The sequence below is a fragment of the Funiculus sociatus GB2-C1 genome (assembly GCF_039962115.1).
GTDB lineage: Bacteria > Cyanobacteriota > Cyanobacteriia > Cyanobacteriales > FACHB-T130 > Funiculus > Funiculus sociatus.
Window position 1 is genome coordinate 18,215 of record NZ_JAMPKJ010000065.1, and the last position, 14,755, is coordinate 32,969.

Here is a 14,755-nt window from a genome sequence, read left to right on the forward strand (position 1 = left end):
GAGCCAGGACACTAGCTGTTTCAATTGGACAAATGAATGTTTAATGTACAATAACCTTAAAAAATGAGAAAACCTTAAGAATTATTTCATCTAGCTTGGGTATGATAAAGTCGGTGTATTTTACTAAGGTTATCAGTCAAAGCCAGGACAGCAAGGGGGATCTGAATCTGATAGGGTAGTTTGCAGACACGCCCTAGCATGTCCTGCTCAATAGATAGTAGTCCAAGCTACAACTTCTCAAAACGGCAAAACTATTTAGGAAACAACATGACACTTTTAACCATTGACACCAAAAACAGTTGTTACGTTATTGACGCTAACGAAATGAACCACCTGCAACAAAATGTTGCTAGTTCTTTTACTTTGGAAAAAGGGACTTTTGATATAAAAATTACCAGTGGTCGCTATAGTTATGCTCAGAGTGAAACTGAAGGCGAACCTTTGGTTGTACTTTGGATATATGGGATTGATGGGAGTACATTTATTAATAAAAACACAGGCGATGAAACAGGTGCAACTTGGACAACTTTAAACGGATATAACAAGAAGTTGCAGTTGGAAGTCAAAGAGCGAACTGTTGTCTGTGCTTTGTTCTTTGATGTGAATAATAAGGGCAACAAAGGAGAGGTTAAGCTTTTAGTTAGCGGCAATAAAGCATTCTTCAATCCTCAAACTATAACAGTTGATAGTAAGAGAAACTGTTATCCTCTTGATGAAAAAGTTTTATCCGAACTGAAACAAGCCAATTCCAATTTTATTGAATTGAAACCCGGCAATTACAAGATAAAAATTCGTGAGAGCAACGCTACTTATTGGTCTTCTTCGCAAAAATTTCAATTAGAACCTTGGGCTTTGCTATGGATTAAGGATGGAAAATTTGTTTCTAATCTTACGGGTCTTGAAGTTGAAGAAACTTGGTGTTCGCTCAACGGTTTACAAGACGAATTCATTTTAGAAGTCAAAGAAAAAACCACTATTTTAGGATTTTTCTTTGATACCTACAAAGAAGATAACAAAGGACAAGTTGTTCTAGAAATTAGCACAGTGAGTAAGGCTGTAGTAGACGAAGGCTATAACAAGCAGCCGAAACCGCCAGTAACAGGAGTGCCAGACGGTAATGTAGATGAAGGCAATGTCACTGTTGTAAGCACTGGTGGTAGAACTAGCACTGGAGGAACAGGTTCTACTATCAGTAGTGGAGGAGGTCGCTTCAGCGGAGAGAATGCTTTCAGCTTCAGTTTCGATCAAGAGCAAATGGAGCAAATGTGGCAAGAGCTGGCACCCAGGTTTGAAAGCTCAGTAAGCATAACGGAGCAAAAAGACGAAAATAAACAAGCCTACTGGGAAGGTCTTGAAAAATCGATACTCAAAGGCTATCAAAGCCAAGCTAAGACACTTGCTATGCAGGTAGCACGGCTTGAGTTCATGATGAAGACTCTCATACAACAAACTGAGGTAAATTTTGACCAAAGCTTCCAAGGTTGGTCTAATTACTTTAATAAAAATCTCAATGACCTGTTTATTACCCGAATTCCCCGAATAGTTAATGACCAGGTTCATCTGGCAATTACTGAACAAACCCAAGAAATTAAAAATTTAGTGATTCAACAGATCCAAACAGAACTTAATGAGCGTGTTGAGTCTGTCGTCAATCTGAAAATTACTAATCAAGCTCAAGAAATTAAGACTTCAGTCATTCAGCAAATGCAAACAGAACTGGAGCAGCGCATTGAAAACGTCGTCAATGTCAAAATTGCTAATCAATCTCAAGAGATTAACACTCAAGTCATTAACCAGATATCAAATGACATTGACCAGCGCATTGATAATGCAGTTAATGTGAAAATTGCTAATCAATCTCAACAGATCAGTAATCAAGTAATTCAGCAGATACAAAACGACATCGATCAGCGCGTTGATAATGTCGTAACCCTAAAAATTTCCGATCAAACCCAGAATGTTAAAAATCTGGTGATTCAGCAAATGCAAAGCTACATTGAGCAACGTATTGACAATGTAGTTAACCTCAAAATTGCTAATCAAGCCCAAGAGATTAATACTCAAGTTAGTCAGCAGATACGTAGCGACATCGATCAGCGTATTGATGCGGTAGTTAACCTCAAGATTGCTAATCACACGCCGAACATTAAGAGCCTGGTAGTCCAACAGATTGAAGCTGATTTCGATCAACGTATTAAGTCTGTAGTTAACCAATCTACAGGTAACAGTGTTCAGTTAGTTGTTAATAATGTTACGAACGAGCTTGATAATCGCATCAATGTCAGCTTAGACAATAAAATTGTCAACTTCCGCAATGAAGTATCTACGCTCGTTAAGAATGAGGTTAACCAAAACTTCACAGAATCTCTCAAAACAACGATTCTATCAGATATCAAAAAACAGCAGTTCTACATTGATATGCAGTCAATTAAAGCTGAGGTGGAGAACTTCTACGCCCGTTTAGGACAGTTTGAGAGTCAGTTATATTTTCGTATTGAACAGGGTGATACCCAACTTTATAATTGGACTCTCGAACAACTTATTGCCCTTCAAGGTTGCTTAACCGACCGCCAAGCTCTGGTTGAGATTTTTGAGGTCTTCGCCAGTAACCTTAAAGACCAACTAAATGGTGCTGAATGTGTTGATCCTAATCGGTTTACCCCTTGGGTAAGAAGAACTTCGCAAGCACAAATTGATCCTCAGCAGCCTCAGCAACTGCCAAACGCTTAATTATCCCCACTACCGCTCCCTACCGCTCCCTTCAGCAGGACGCGGTAGGGAAAAAGTGTATAAAAGCTCACCTTTGAGCTTTGTCTAGTCAGGTGCAAGATCTGAGTTTTAGTGTTCTTCAAATCAATAAAGTACAGATTGTTTGTAGGGGCGGACGGCTGTGCGCCCTTATCGCTCTTGTGTAACTCTGGGTGGAGGATAATGAGCTAAAACAGCTCAAAGCTAGAACCCGTCTATGACAAAGCCACGTCTAGCCAAGGCAACAGTGCAATTTGTGGATGATTACTGCCAATGGTTAAAACCATTGAGATAGAGAGCTGATATCAAAGCCTTGAAAATTTAACAGCATCCTGCTCCAAGTTGGCAGTGCTACTTAAGAGCTGATTCGTAAAGAAAATCTAAACAGCTTTCGGACTAATGTTCGTCAGGTTCTAGGCTAAATCAAACCTAATTCTATGAGTGCCGATGAGTCGCCTGCCTGAGATTGCCAATCCTCAACGGAAACCCTATGCGAGCGGCCTGAGTGATACGGAGTGGGAAGTGCTTAAGCCTCTGTTTCCAGCACCTTAGCAGGTGTTGTTGCACTCGGAGCGATCGCCCTTTTTCACCAGCCAATAGAAGTCACTCCCCCTCACTAGCTGCTGTTGAGCGTTCGGCATCTTCCGCCTCTTCCTGATAGTCCTTTGCTTCTGCTTCTTCTGACAGCGGCGAAATAATTAGCGGGTTGCTTGCCGAATCGCCTAGATTAACATAGGCATCTGGAGCTGGCATCGATGGTGTATCTGGTGTATCAATGTTTCCAGTGATTTCTAGGTCTATTGGCCTGGTGTCGGGATCTGGGGTTGCCATAAACTGCTCTTAGTAGGATTAATCTAGATTGATAATTTTTTTCTGGGAGTTCCCTGATTGCAAGGGTTCACTGGAATCTCACAGAAAATGCGATCGCGCTCCAGACAATACTCAATGCTCCGGATAATCTTCCGCAGACATGGGGTCTAACTCCCATCGACCAGCGTCGCGGGACTCCAAAATCTCGTTTGTCTGAAGAGATACGCCGTCGTCATAATCAAGCCCAACAGCAACTCCGAGTTCGTCAACAACATTCTGATCGGGAGTCGCAACAGTTCCCCCTACTGCTTCGTCACCAACCGCTTCCGCCTGATCCCAACGAGCATCAATATCACCGCCGGTTAGTTCTGGGCCAGCCGATGTGTACTCCTCCATGCGATCGCGCATGGTTCGTCCGCCAATTTCTAGCCCCGGCTCTACCGCAACACCCGTTCCCAAGGATTCAGTAATTGCCTGAGGTAAATCTGAAATAATGGGTTCGCCAGTATCTTCTACGGGTATATCTGAAACCAGGTCAGTATCTTCGATGGGTACATCTGAAAGATTGCCTTGATCTCTTATCTTGGTTTCGTTGTCTGCTTTCCTAGTTTTATCAGCCATAATGCTTTATGTGAATCCTGCGAATGCCTATAAATGCAACATATCTAAAGATGAGATTACCTAGAATCCGCAAATAGGATGAAAATTTATTAATTTCCTGAATAAAAAACTCAATTTTTAGCGCCAGCTAAAGCTCTTTGTATCTACGAACACTTACTAGCTTAATAATAAACCCTGCTTTGGGTAGAAATTGGCTGAAAGCATAGTAATTATTCTCTTTAAAAACACACAAATTTGTCTGAATAGTTATAAATAGATTCAGCAAGCGATCGCGGCTTCCAATATGCCCCTTTTAACTGATGAGGAATAAAGCAAGATCCTAATTTTTGATTTTTACAATATCCAGAGCGCTTTTAGCCATGCTTAAGTACAATGTTTATTACGCTATCGCTTAGTATGATGTAATTATTGAAAAGTTGATTTTGTAGATTGCAATTAGACCAAACGTTCTAGAAAAACTTTACCTTTAGAGGTAAATTTTTTAGCATAAAAACTTTAAGGAGTAGCATTAATGCAACTAAAACCAATCAATCAGCAGGTTGTTGCCGTCGTTGGAGCAAGTAGCGGCATCGGGCGCGAGACAGCCCTTGAGTTTGCCAAGAAAGGGGCAAAGTTAGTTGTTTCGGCTCGTAGTGAGTCGAAGCTAGCATCCTTGGTGGACGAAATTCACAGCCTTGGTGGTGAAGCAACGGCTGTGGTAGCTGATGTGTCGGTATTCGAGCAGGTCAAAGCGATCGCAGATCGTACCGTCGAAGTCTACGGACGACTCGATACGTGGGTACACGGCCCTGCTGTCGGCATCTTTGCCACCTTCGACAACACCACACCAGAAGAGTTTAAGCGCGTCATTGACGTTAGCTTGATGGGGCAAGTATACGGTGCGATGGCGGCGCTACCCCATCTCAAGCGTGAGGGACGGGGGGCGCTAATCCACATCTCCTCAATGGAGGGCTTGCGAAGTCTGCCTTACCAAAGTGCATACTCCGCAGCAAAGCATGGGATTGAGGGATTCCTCGAAGCAATGCGCGTCGAGCTGCAACATGAGGGCATCCCCATCAGCGTAACGAGTGTGAAACCAGCGGTCATCAATACACCCTTCTGGAATAATGGTCTCACCAAGCTAGGCGTGAAGCCGTCAGGGATACCGCCCTACTACGACCCCAGGCTGGTCGTAGATGCGATCCTCTACGTTGCCGAACATCCAACTCGTGACTTCTTGGTTGGGGATGCAGCTAGAGCGCTAAATGCACTACAGCGGCTCTCGCCGGAACTGGTGGATTCTTTGTTGCTGCTGGTTGGTTTCCAAGCCCAACGCACCAACGAGCCGAAGTCCCCAGACGATCGGAACAACCTTTATGAGCCTGTTCCCGGCGATACTAGAGTTGATGGAGATTTTAGCAATTTGGTGATACCGAGCGTTTCTGACTGGCTGGCTAAAAATCCCGCTCTCCAGTTAGGCGCGATCGCTAGTACCGCTGCGTTGGCATTCCTGGCAACACAAGTCTTCAAAGAAGAGTAAATTTAGGACGTATACCTGGATTTCTGGGTTTTTATCTGACTCAAAAATCCAGCCTCTGTCAAGCTAATAATCAGCTTTCTAGCTATTTACCCAGAGGGTCGCCTGTCGCCCCCTCTGGGTTTCTGCCAAATATTAAAGTAACAAAAACTCAGAAAATTCAAGGGTTTAACGTTCCTGGGAAATGTCAGCGATCGCTCAAAGTATCTTCACCAATTGAATCAGTCTTTGTGGCACTCCCACAGCTAAAAGCGATCGCATTTGAGCCGACAAGCACACCCAAAAAATAACTTTGGTAGCTGATAACTCTTTCAGTTAGGCAAAACGTCCCTACAATCGGCTACCAAAGGGTTACTCAGGCGGCGCTTATCTTGGATAACGCTCCACCATTCCCAAAACAGGCGTTACTTCCGATTCTGCCACTTTTGAAACTAAAAATCCCTCCGCATAAATCTGGGGATTCACTTCTGCGATTTGGGTATAAGATTGGCGAACCTGAGCATTAACTGCAACAGTTTTTACATCGTACATTTGCATAGCCATCTTGGGGTATACGCCAAAACCGATAATCAGCACCAGAAAGCAGACAGCGATAAACACTTCACGAGGTCTAGCATCGGTAAATTCTGCATCTATAGGCAAGGTACAGTTTGTACCAAAGCAAACTGGCTCCTGATTTCCCTGACTCTGCAAATCTACATCAGTAATGTCGCAGGTAGGTGCAATGTCGCAGGTAGGTACTTCACCAGAATTGTAAAATACCTGTCGCAGCATCGAAAGTAGATAAATCGGAGTCAGGATGACACCCACGGCGGCTAGAAAGACTGTCACGGTGCGGAAAGTTGAGCTGTAGATATCGCTAGTCGTCACACCGACGAAAACCGCAAGTTCGCTAGCAAAGCCACTCATCCCCGGTAGAGCCAACGATGCCATCACACCCATTGTAAACAGGGCAAACACAGTCGGCATTGCCTGAGCAATCCCGCCCATTTCTTTCATCGACATCGTGTGAGTGCGATCGTAAGTCACCCCGGCTAAAAAGAATAGTAATGATGCAATTAAACCGTGAGATATCATTTGCAGCATTGCGCCGTTGATTCCCAAGTCAGTAAACGACGCAATCCCCAACAGGACAAATCCCATGTGAGAAACCGACGAATACGCGAGGCGACGCTTCATATTCGTTTGGGCAAAGGAGTTAAACGCACCGTAGATAATATTGACAACGCCCAGAATCGCTAAAACAGGTGCAAAGTAAACGTGTGCATCCGAAAGAAGTCCTAAATTTAGGCGAATCAACCCATATCCGCCCATCTTCAGCAGTACGCCCGCTAATACCATCGATACGGGAGAGGATGCCTCGCCGTGTGCATCCGGTAGCCAGGTGTGCAGGGGGAAAACAGCTAGTTTGACACCAAAGGCAACTAGCAATCCTGCATAAAGCAGCAGTTCTAAAGTAAGGGGGTAATCCTTCAAGCCGAGTTCGACCATATCGAAGGTCAGATTGTCGCCGTAGAATGCCATCCCCAGACCAGCGACCAAAATAAAAATAGAAGCGGCGGCGGTATATAGTAAGAACTTCATCGCGGCGTACTGACGCTTCTGACCTCCCCAAATCGAGACGAGTAGGTAGACGGGAATTAGTTCTACTTCCCACATAATGAACAGCAGCAGCACGTCTTGGGCGACGAATACCCCTACCTGTGCGGAATACAGCACCAGCATCAGGAAATAGAAGAGGTGGGGTTTGAGATTGACTTGCCACGCCGCAAATATTGAGAGTGTCGTCACTAATCCTGCCAGAAGCACAAGCGGGGCTGAAACTCCATCAATCGAAACTGCCCAGTTCAAGCCTAACTGAGGCAGCCAGGTATATTTCTCTACGAGTTGAAAAGTGGCGCTAGTTGGATCGTAATGCTTCCAAAAGACGTAGCACATCAATACAAAGTCTGCGATCCCCACACCCAGCGCATACCACCGCACGCGCTTACCGTCTTTATCAGGCAGAAAAGGAATAAGCAGTGCAGCAACGAGTGGGAGCAGGATAATCGCGCTAAGCCAGGGAAATTGATCCGCTATCATGGCACTAGGAAAAAATACTTATTTGTCTATGTGATTATCTTATTAAACTTTGTAAACACTTATTCATAAATATTTCTTGTAGATCACTATAGATGGATCTATAGGTAGTTGAGCCACTTCAGCGTCTGGTATGGGCTGGCAGCAGAAGAGAATGCGATCGCTTTTGCTAGAGGATAGGCGCGACGCGATAGCGAAGCGCCGACCTGTCGGTTCGCTCTTTTCTCGTGGAGTCTAACTGGGAAGATGCGATCGCCTATTTACCTTTAACTACACCTTCACAGATTTTTGGCTTTGTCAACCATGTCAGTGTTTCTCTCTGTTCCATGCAAGCCTATGACCTTTAGTTAGAATCTAAGGTAAACCAGGATGAAGCTAGGAGATATTGTTAGCCGTCTTGTCATCGACCCCCGCAAGTTGAGGGACTACGCGCTTAATCCTGACAACCCTATCGGCGGCGACAAAGCAGTAATGTTTCAGCGTCATTTAGGTTTTACCAAAGATAATTATGAGCCTCTGCTAGAACAAATTTCGGCACAAGCGCTTGAGGCTGAAGCAATTTTAGGACAAACTGACGAACATGGGCAACGTTATCGAGTTGATTTAGAGATTATTGGAACCGAAGGACAGCAAGAAATTGTGCGTACAGGTTGGATAGTAGAACCAGGTAGTGATGCAGCGAGATTGGTAACGCTTTTTGTGCGGAGGCGAAGATGATTGAACCAGAATTATTTGATGTGATAGAACTGCTGGTTAATCTGCCTGAGTATAATCTTGAGACGGGAGTGCGAGGAGCAATTGTAGATTGTTATGCTGATGGTAAATATGAGGTAGAGTTTACTAACGAAGAAGGGGAAACAGAGGTTCTTTGTCCACTATCATCTAATCAATTTATTGTGGTTTGGAAAGCTAAAACCGAGAGTTGGTTATCAGTAGCAGAACAGATTGTAGCTGCAATCGGGAATTTGTCTGAGGAACGTAAACGAGAAGTTTTAGATTTTACTCGTGCTTTGTATAAAAAGTAATTATTTTGAGAATGCGATCGCCTGTTTTGGCTGGAATATAAAGAGCGCGATCGCCCTTGGCGCACACGTCGCGATCGCATCCATCAACCCTTGCAAGAGAACCTCAAATATGAGTCCTGATGACCAAACTGGCCCTTTAAGTACGAATTCTGATGAACAAGATTTCGGCTTCAACGAAGATTCAGAGGATGATTTTATTGAAGTAGAGGCTTTTGGTCATCGTTTCCTTACCTTGCGGGGGAATGGCGAAGACCTCATTACTTTAGAACGAGAAGGCGCAATTTATAGCCATCTTTGGGATGAAGCGTCACAAACATTTAGGTATTATCGTATTCGCTTCCTTCCCTCAGAAATATTTCAATATGTCGAGGCGCATGTTGCACAGCAACAGTTTTATAAGGCACAAGCCGATGGTGCTAGTTTTTCTGAAGCAGTTCAAGCAATTCAAAATCCAAAAATCCGACAACGAGTAGTTTCCTATGGAAATTACGGTCGTGATGTTGAATATATACGGGGTTGTATCGCCAGTTTCTGTCCACCAGAGATTGAAGAACTTGCTTGTGGAGGGCGGCCCGATCGCTATGAGTTGCTGCCAAACCTTAATCAAATTGATAAAAGCAGCCTTCTAATTAAGATCATAGATAATTTTCGTGTTGTTGCTCGGTTGCTTGCAAAACGAGGGCATGCTCGTTCCCCATTCGTTGTGGACAACGAATACGATGTGCAGGATCTTTTATTTGCTTGTGTTCGCTCTATATTTGATGATGCACGAACTGAAGAATGGACACCAAAACATGCTGGTACATCAAAGCGAGTGGATATTGTTATCCCTTCAGCGGACACTTTAATTGAAACTAAATTTGTACGGTCAAGTTCTCATGCTAAGACTGTGATAGACGAGATAAAAATTGATATTGAGAGCTATCACAACCATACCCACTGCAAAACTCTACTTGTTCTAATTTATGATCCAAAAGTGTTGATTATTGATCCAACAGCTTTAGAAAATGACTTGTCTGGTCGTCGAACTAAGGCTAGATCGACATTCAATGTTCAGGTTATGGTTCGACGCTAGTTGTAAAGCTACCTAACGCTCCGTTGAAGCGGTAGTCGAAAGCTCCTTGTGTTCAACTAAATTTTGTTTGCCCCGCTCAACTGGACTGTTAAGTAATAAAAATACTTTGATCGAATAGCTGTCTGATGGGCGATCAGCCTCACCATTACTATTAGAGCTAGTCGCTTAAGCGGAATAGCCCTAAACTAAAGTTTGGGCTAAAAGCTAAAACCCGTTTCAACGGGTTCAAACCTCACCCAGTAAGCTTTGACTTTCTTAAGCTTTGAACGGGAAATTTATTTCCAGGCTCGTTGCCTGAGTGCCATTCCTATTAAGCGAGTCGTTCTGGAAGGGGTTTGAGAGGATAAACTTTCCAGAAGAAGGCATCTGCTGCGTGTTGGTCGCCGGGAAAGTTCACAGCTTCGACAATGCGATCGCCTTCAATTTTGAACAACAATGCCCAAAGCTGATCGATATTGTCCCGTTCCATGTTGCTCCAGCCTCGATGAACATCGACAACATAGGAGTCATTACCGCCTAAAAATAAAACCTCAGCCCGAAACTTGGCTAAGCCAAGCTGTTGGAAGAAGGCTAAAACTTCATTTACACCTCGCTTGGTTCCAGCTAGTGGGTGATGTCCGGGAATTGTCCAAGCAATATTCGGAGCAAAAATTTGCCGAACGGTTCCTAAGTCGCCCTTACCGTATGCCTCGTAGTAACGTTTAATAATTGCAACATTGGGATGTTCGGTAGAGCTAGTTTCTGCTGAAGCTTTCTGTCCGAATAAACCTTGACTACCTAACAGAAAAGAGAAACTAGCAATAGCTCCTGTACTCAAGAATTCTTTTCGAGTTTGTCGGTTCAACATTCAAGCTCCTGAATCATTATTACTCATATAGCAATCCTATTTGTGTTGTGAGCCAGCCTTCCAGATTCCCGACTTCTCTCTTGAAGTCGGGGATCTCGCCTTCACGAATCATTGAGGACTGCTATAGTTTGGCCCCTCCATCTACATGCAGTACCGTACCAGTGATATAGCTATTACTCATCAAGAAAAGTACGGCGTGAGCGATATCTTCTGGGCGACCAATACGCTTTAGTGGAAGCGATGCGGCAATGACATTTAAGTTCTCTTGCTTGTTATCACCCATTGCATCATCAAGCATGGGAGTATCTACATATCCAGCGCTTATAGTGTTGACGCGGATAGGAGCAAATTCAACCGCCAGGGTTCTGGCAAGCGCTTCAACGGCAGCACCGGAAGCAGCCGCAGATGAGCCTCCCGCATATCCTTTCCAACTTGCCATGCCGGAAATAAATGAGATCGAGCCGTTCTCTTTCATCCGAGGAACAGCATATTTAGCTGCGAAGTACGAACCCCAATATTTGCCGTCAAACGACGATTTCAGTGCCGCATCATTATCGTCTGATAACTTGCTAAAAACTGCTTGGGCTGCTGTCACAAACAGATGATCTAATTGTCCAACTTCTGAAAAAAACGCTTTGATAGAACTTTCATCTGATGAATCAAGCGGTATCGCTTTTACGTTATCGCCAATCTGTAACTTTGCTCGTTCCAATTTGTCCTTGGAGCGGCTTCCGATGACAACATTCGCACCAGCTTGGCGTGCTGCTATGGCAGTAGCCAGCCCAATACCTGAGCTACCACCGATAACAACGATTGTTTGCTCTGTCAAACTCATTTATACCGCCTAGAGGTCCTGTTATCTGATACGATTATCTATCCTTTTGTAGTCTTTCCAAACCTACTTGGTGAGGTAGCCACCTGTTACGTCAATGTCAGTACCAATAATGCAGGTGGGGTCAGCGGAGGAGAGCCACAAAACGGTTTTTGCAATCTCTTCTGGAGCCACTAGCCGCTTGAGCGGGTATTCGTTGGCAATTTGTTCTTCGGAAAGCTTCCAAGCAGCCATTGCCCTTCGCAGCATTGGTGTATCCACTGCACCAGGCGAGATGGAATTAATGCGGATGTTTTTGTCTGCATACTCCAAAGCTGCAACTTTAGTTAAGGATGCGATCGCGTGTTTGCTGGCACTGTAGGGTGCGATGGTTGCAAAGCCGACATGGCTGGAAACGGAAGCATTGTTGATAATTGCACCACTCCCCTGCTTGAGCATAACGGGAAGTTCATATTTCATAGATAAGAAAGTACCTGTTGCATTGGTCGTCATCACATTCATCCAGTCTTCTAAGGACTGTTCGGCAACAGTATTCGGAGAACTCTCAATTCCAGCATTATTGAAAGCAATGTCAATCCGACCATATTTCTGAACGCAAGTATCAATAAATGCTTTAATTTCCTCTTCCTTGCGGACATCTACTTTCTGATAGCTAGCTTTACCGCCTTGAGCGTTAATTTCTTGGGCAACCTTCTCCCCAAGTGCTTCCCGCCGACCGCAAAAGTGAACAGCGGCCCCTTCCTTAGCAAACGCCCGTGCGGTTGCTTCCCCAATTCCTGATGTGGCACCAGTAATTACAACGACTTTGCCTGCAAATCTTCCCTCTGGTTTAGCGGAAACTTGCTGTGCGACGGCAGACTGTGGCGTATTTGCATCAACCCGTCCGCCAACCGTCATTGCAGCAACACCTGCCAAGCCTGCGCCACCGTAAAGCATTATGCGACGGCGACTGACCCCTATAGTTTTCTCACGACGAGGGGTTTTGACATCACTAGAGGCGTTGTGTTCAAAATCGTTTGTCATTTTTGCTTTCCCTAGCTTTGCTTTAAGGCTGCAATTGGCTCTTGTATTATCCAAAGCTTAGAAAAGATAAAATGTACATTCATGACCGATTCTTGCTGTCGTTTATGCTAATCTTGCTTTTCTGCGTGCTGCAATAGCATTAAAGACTATCCCGATAGCCTTTAGGTGTTGTACCTGTGGCTTTACGAAATTGGGCAGTAAAGTGGCTTTGATTAGAGAAACCAACCCGATATGCCACTTCAGCAACGGGAAGATGGGTTACAGACAACAAGATTTTTGCTCGTTCCATCCGCCGATGAGTAATGTAGCGATGCGGCGGTTGACCTGTGGCAGTTTTAAAAGCACGAGCAAAGTGAAAGGGACTTATATGCACAACACTAGCCAAGTCTGCAATGCTCAAATTTTCAGCCAGATGTTCTTCAATAAAATCTTTGACTAGGCTCAACCTGGGGGTGTCAAGCGCTCCATCTTGTAGAGCTGGCGAAATCCGTGTCCCGCTATAATTTCGTAGAAGATGAACCGCTAATAGGTTGGTCAGGGACTCAGTATAAAGTTTCCCAGCTAAACCGCCGTTGAGCATTTCGGACTTGAACAACTGCGCCAAATGCAGGATGGTCGGGTCTGCAAACATGACGCGGTAATCAATTTCAACATTGCTAGACAAAGAACTTTCTGCTGCTATTCGGCTCAGCAAGTTTGCGTCTAGCATCATGTGAACGCACTCACTCGGTCGCTGTGAGTGTAACCAAACAAACTCGCACGATGAGTAGAGGAAAACACTTCCGGGATGCAGCGATGTTGTTTGGCTTGAACCTCCATCAACACACCACGTCACGCGCTCGTGGGGAGCAAAGGCGACACCGACAAGGTGTTTGGGCATCGTCTTATCGTTCTCACCAGGTGGTGTCAGGGAATACTCGACTGTGATGCTATCCCATTCGGCTTTGAGGCTAGACCCTACTTCAGGTTTCAATCCGGGCATGATTTTTACCTCTGCTGATAGGCTGAGAGCAGGGATTCCTGTCAGGAACGCAAGCGTAGCGAAGGCGAAGTGAAAGCGAGCGGATCGGGTTTGCTTTTGATACGAAGCAGTATCCTCAATTCAAAGTCAGCGTGTCAAGAGGCGCTTCTTTGGCTAACAGAGAAAAGTTCGTGTTTTAACCTAAGACATGAACGATAGGCGATCGCGCTATCTGACCTTGACTCCATAGAGAAAGATGGGATTATTTCTTTGATTCTTAGGATATATTCTTGAAATATGCCACTTTGTTGTAAATTCGCTTACACTCTATCCTATTTGCTCATTCCGAGAAATTTTTATGGAAACTGTAGCGTCAATTTTGCATAAATCGGAGGGAGAAATTAGTTTTCTCGTTGATGATGTCCAGGTATGTCAAGATATCATTCCCGTTAGCGGAGTTTGGACTAAATTTGAAGAGCGATTAGGTTCTCCATTATTGGCATTTAGCCACAGTAAATCATTTGAAGTCATTCAGGAATCAGGAAATCATCCCCTAGTCACTGCTGTTCATATTGCCCACAGCGAACATCGACCCTTGTTGCTGACTCCAGATGCAATTTGGCTGACGATTGCCCAAGGGTTTGCACAACACATCAATAATAATGCGGAAAAGTTGCGATCGCGTTTTGTGGGTCATTCAGGCAAGCTGGAGTTAAAGATTGAGACCCAAAAACTCGCTCAACCGAGTGACTGGGCTGAAGTGATTGAACAATGGTCAGAACGCATTCGTCACAATGTTAAGCCCGATATTCACTCACTAATGGTGTGCAACTTCAGCACCACTACATCCATCATTCAAACTGCAAGTCAGGTGGTGATGATGGAGGCATTTCAGCAGTATTTTGATTATATGCTCTATGCCATTTGCGGCATTCCTTGGATTGCGGTGCGCGGAACAGAAGCAGACTGGCGCAGTATCCGGGGGCGGGTTGAAGCGATCGCTGCTTACGATCTGGGTTGGTGGACAGAACGGCTGTTGCCAATTTGTGATGCTTTGATTGACACCGTTGCTGGTAGACCGACCCTGAAATTTTGGCAGCAGATTTATAGCGTTTCCTAGTCTGCTGAGGTACAGTAACAGCAGTGTGTAAACCAATTTTGGATGTCCTTCAAGGAGAGCTTATTAAATGCTTCCTCTATGGCTTTGGCTAAGTCAGG

13 protein-coding genes are annotated in these 14,755 nt (G+C 44.6%); 6 read left to right on the forward strand and 7 right to left on the reverse strand.

What is annotated here, in order from left to right; genetic code table 11:
* Positions 1-267: 267 nt before the first annotated feature.
* A complete protein-coding gene (locus NDI42_RS23195) occupies positions 268-2,730 on the forward strand; it encodes a flagellin family protein (protein ID WP_190459010.1) in 2,463 nt (820 codons plus the stop codon).
* A 621-nt stretch (positions 2,731-3,351) separates the two neighbouring features.
* Here the strand turns inward: NDI42_RS23195 and NDI42_RS23205 are convergent.
* Entirely contained in the window at positions 3,352-3,579 is a 228-nt protein-coding gene (locus NDI42_RS23205) for a hypothetical protein (RefSeq protein WP_190459012.1), read from the reverse strand.
* Positions 3,580-3,690: 111 nt separating this feature from the next.
* Positions 3,691-4,179 carry a DUF6335 family protein gene (locus NDI42_RS23210; RefSeq protein WP_190459014.1) on the reverse strand — a complete coding sequence of 163 codons (489 nt, stop codon included), beginning with the start codon at positions 4,177-4,179 and terminating at the stop codon, positions 3,691-3,693.
* A 511-nt stretch (positions 4,180-4,690) separates the two neighbouring features.
* Between NDI42_RS23210 and NDI42_RS23215 the strand changes: the two genes are divergently transcribed.
* Positions 4,691-5,698 (forward strand): SDR family oxidoreductase, encoded by a 1,008-nt coding sequence (locus NDI42_RS23215; protein WP_190459016.1) that lies wholly within the window; start codon positions 4,691-4,693, stop codon positions 5,696-5,698.
* Between the two features lie 363 nt (positions 5,699-6,061).
* On the opposite strand, the gene NDI42_RS23220 is transcribed toward NDI42_RS23215, so the two are convergent.
* Positions 6,062-7,777, reverse strand: a complete 1,716-nt coding sequence (locus NDI42_RS23220) for an NAD(P)H-quinone oxidoreductase subunit 4 (RefSeq protein WP_190459018.1) — start codon at positions 7,775-7,777, stop codon at positions 6,062-6,064.
* A 366-nt stretch (positions 7,778-8,143) separates the two neighbouring features.
* On the opposite strand from NDI42_RS23220, the gene NDI42_RS23225 reads away from it, so the two are divergent.
* The 3 genes from NDI42_RS23225 to NDI42_RS23235 all read left to right on the forward strand — a co-directional run bounded on the left by NDI42_RS23225 (position 8,144) and on the right by NDI42_RS23235 (position 9,874).
* A complete protein-coding gene (locus NDI42_RS23225) occupies positions 8,144-8,491 on the forward strand; it encodes a DUF6883 domain-containing protein (RefSeq protein WP_190459019.1) in 348 nt (115 codons plus the stop codon).
* Positions 8,488-8,799, forward strand: coding sequence for a DUF4926 domain-containing protein (locus tag NDI42_RS23230; RefSeq protein ID WP_190459021.1), 312 nt, complete (start codon positions 8,488-8,490; stop codon positions 8,797-8,799). Before NDI42_RS23225 ends, NDI42_RS23230 begins: the two co-directional genes overlap by 4 nt.
* A 109-nt stretch (positions 8,800-8,908) precedes the next feature.
* Complete coding sequence (locus NDI42_RS23235) at positions 8,909-9,874, forward strand: PD-(D/E)XK nuclease domain-containing protein (RefSeq protein ID WP_190459023.1); 966 nt, start codon at positions 8,909-8,911, stop codon at positions 9,872-9,874.
* Positions 9,875-10,184: 310 nt separating this feature from the next.
* Here the strand turns inward: NDI42_RS23235 and NDI42_RS23240 are convergent, their stop codons facing one another.
* From NDI42_RS23240 to NDI42_RS23255, 4 genes are all read right to left on the reverse strand, one after another.
* Positions 10,185-10,721, reverse strand: coding sequence for a nuclear transport factor 2 family protein (locus NDI42_RS23240; RefSeq protein ID WP_190459025.1), 537 nt, complete (start codon positions 10,719-10,721; stop codon positions 10,185-10,187).
* A gap of 121 nt (positions 10,722-10,842) precedes the next feature.
* Positions 10,843-11,556 carry an SDR family oxidoreductase gene (locus tag NDI42_RS23245; protein ID WP_190459027.1) on the reverse strand — a complete coding sequence of 238 codons (714 nt, stop codon included), beginning with the start codon at positions 11,554-11,556 and terminating at the stop codon, positions 10,843-10,845.
* A gap of 63 nt (positions 11,557-11,619) precedes the next feature.
* Positions 11,620-12,576: an SDR family NAD(P)-dependent oxidoreductase gene (locus NDI42_RS23250; protein ID WP_242017815.1), complete on the reverse strand. Its 957-nt coding sequence runs from the start codon at positions 12,574-12,576 to the stop codon at positions 11,620-11,622.
* Between the two features lie 139 nt (positions 12,577-12,715).
* Complete coding sequence (locus NDI42_RS23255) at positions 12,716-13,558, reverse strand: helix-turn-helix domain-containing protein (RefSeq protein WP_190459029.1); 843 nt, start codon at positions 13,556-13,558, stop codon at positions 12,716-12,718.
* Between the two features lie 337 nt (positions 13,559-13,895).
* Between NDI42_RS23255 and NDI42_RS23260 the strand changes: the two genes are divergently transcribed.
* Positions 13,896-14,657 carry a DUF4419 domain-containing protein gene (locus NDI42_RS23260; protein WP_190459031.1) on the forward strand — a complete coding sequence of 254 codons (762 nt, stop codon included), beginning with the start codon at positions 13,896-13,898 and terminating at the stop codon, positions 14,655-14,657.
* Positions 14,658-14,755 lie beyond the last annotated feature (98 nt).

What these genes read in the sequence shown, in the direction of transcription:
- NDI42_RS23195 (WP_190459010.1), top strand. Translation starts at nt 268, where the DNA reads ATGACACTTTTAACCATTGACACCAAAAACAGTTGTTACGTTATTGAC.
- NDI42_RS23205 (WP_190459012.1), bottom strand. Translation starts at nt 3,579, where the DNA reads ATGGCAACCCCAGATCCCGACACCAGGCCAATAGACCTAGAAATCACT.
- NDI42_RS23210 (WP_190459014.1), bottom strand. Translation starts at nt 4,179, where the DNA reads ATGGCTGATAAAACTAGGAAAGCAGACAACGAAACCAAGATAAGAGAT.
- NDI42_RS23215 (WP_190459016.1), top strand. Translation starts at nt 4,691, where the DNA reads ATGCAACTAAAACCAATCAATCAGCAGGTTGTTGCCGTCGTTGGAGCA.
- NDI42_RS23220 (WP_190459018.1), bottom strand. Translation starts at nt 7,777, where the DNA reads ATGATAGCGGATCAATTTCCCTGGCTTAGCGCGATTATCCTGCTCCCA.
- NDI42_RS23225 (WP_190459019.1), top strand. Translation starts at nt 8,144, where the DNA reads ATGAAGCTAGGAGATATTGTTAGCCGTCTTGTCATCGACCCCCGCAAG.
- NDI42_RS23230 (WP_190459021.1), top strand. Translation starts at nt 8,488, where the DNA reads ATGATTGAACCAGAATTATTTGATGTGATAGAACTGCTGGTTAATCTG.
- NDI42_RS23235 (WP_190459023.1), top strand. Translation starts at nt 8,909, where the DNA reads ATGAGTCCTGATGACCAAACTGGCCCTTTAAGTACGAATTCTGATGAA.
- NDI42_RS23240 (WP_190459025.1), bottom strand. Translation starts at nt 10,721, where the DNA reads ATGTTGAACCGACAAACTCGAAAAGAATTCTTGAGTACAGGAGCTATT.
- NDI42_RS23245 (WP_190459027.1), bottom strand. Translation starts at nt 11,556, where the DNA reads ATGAGTTTGACAGAGCAAACAATCGTTGTTATCGGTGGTAGCTCAGGT.
- NDI42_RS23250 (WP_242017815.1), bottom strand. Translation starts at nt 12,576, where the DNA reads ATGACAAACGATTTTGAACACAACGCCTCTAGTGATGTCAAAACCCCT.
- NDI42_RS23255 (WP_190459029.1), bottom strand. Translation starts at nt 13,558, where the DNA reads ATGCCCGGATTGAAACCTGAAGTAGGGTCTAGCCTCAAAGCCGAATGG.
- NDI42_RS23260 (WP_190459031.1), top strand. Translation starts at nt 13,896, where the DNA reads ATGGAAACTGTAGCGTCAATTTTGCATAAATCGGAGGGAGAAATTAGT.